2 protein-coding genes are annotated in these 1,310 nt (G+C 68.5%); both read right to left on the bottom strand.

What is annotated here, in order from left to right; translation table 11 throughout:
- Window positions 1–90: 90 nt before the first annotated feature.
- Window positions 91–516, bottom strand: coding sequence for a hypothetical protein (locus tag AB0M20_RS44075; protein WP_364307513.1), 426 nt, complete (start codon window positions 514–516; stop codon window positions 91–93).
- Window positions 517–608: 92 nt separating this feature from the next.
- Window positions 609–1,256, bottom strand: coding sequence for a calcium-binding protein (locus AB0M20_RS44070; RefSeq protein ID WP_364307511.1), 648 nt, complete (start codon window positions 1,254–1,256; stop codon window positions 609–611).
- Between the last annotated feature and the right edge of the window lie 54 nt (window positions 1,257–1,310).

Genomic DNA, 1,310 nt, shown 5'->3' with positions numbered 1-1,310 from the left:
GGCGCGGCGGATGTTCGACCGCTGGAGCGCCGCCATGCGGTCGATCGACGCCCCGCCTCCTGACCCGCGGGTGCTGCGCGGCCTGAGCGTTCAGCAGGCCGAGAAGTCCATGAAGTAGGTGATCTCCGGGTACTCGATGGCGTCGGAGCACTGGTCGGCGCCCAGCCCGCCGTCGAACACGTCGGCACCGGAACCGCCGGCGAGGAAGTCGACGTTGCCGTTGCCCTCCAGCACATCGGCACACTGCGAACCGATGAGGATGTCGACGCCTGGACCGCCGATGAGCACGTCGGCGCCGTCGAGACCGTAGATGGTGTCGTTCCCGCCACGGCCGTGAATCTCTTCCGACGTGTCATTGCCGTAGTACACGTCGTCGCCGGCGGTCAGGTAAACGACACGGGTGATCGGACCGTCGCACGCGTCGGGGGCGGCCTGGGCCGGTGAAGCGATGGCCGCCAGGCCCGCCGACATCAGGATGGCTGCCGCCGCCGTCGCGATCGTGGTTCGTACTCGCATTCTCTTCCCCTCAAAGATCTTCCCCCGACCGCCTGTCCGGCGGCCGGGGGAAGAGTCGCATCCGGGCATCATCGTGGTGTCAGCATGGACTGCTACGGGCAGTTCACCGGCGCCTCGACGGCGCACAGCGTGTCGAACGCCGGTCCACCGTTCCCGGCGTCGACATTGAGCCCGCCGTCGAGCTGGTCCACGCCCGCTCCGCCGTCGAGGTTGTCGTTTCCGGAACCGCCGAACAGAAGGTCCATACCGTCCCCGCCGCTGACCTCGTCCCAGCCGTCGCCGCCCCGCACGGTGTCCACGCCCGGGTTGCCGGCCACGACGTCGTCCCCGTCGTTGCCCTCGACGACGTCGTCGTTCTCGTCGCCGCGCGCCCGGTCATTGCCCGCGTCACCGCTCACCCTGTCGTCGCAAAGGCCTCCGGACGCGCTGTCGTCGCCGTCCCCGCCGCTGATCGTGTCCTCACCGTCGCCGCCGCTGATCGTGTCGTCACCCGGCCCGCCGATCAGCGTGTCGTTGCCGCCGTTGCCGATCAGCGTGTCGTTGCCGCCGTTGCCGAAGAAGGTGTCGTCACCGGCGCCGCCGATGAACGTCTCATCGAGCGGTCCGCCAACGACGACGTTCCCCACGAAGATCGACTCGCACCCATCATCGGCCATGGCCGGCTGGCCGGCGCTCAACGCCAACCCGAGGGACATGAGGGTCGCCGCCGTCACCGCGGCGAGAGTGTTTCGCAGTCTCATGATGATTCCTCCCGTGCTCAGTTGCTGAACTGCTGGACCGGGGAACTTTCGAAC

The sequence above is a fragment of the Actinoplanes sp. NPDC051633 genome, from assembly GCF_040681735.1.
GTDB lineage: Bacteria > Actinomycetota > Actinomycetes > Mycobacteriales > Micromonosporaceae > Actinoplanes.
The sequence above is the reverse complement of the archived record's forward strand: the minus strand, read 5'-3'. Positions and strand labels throughout refer to the sequence as shown.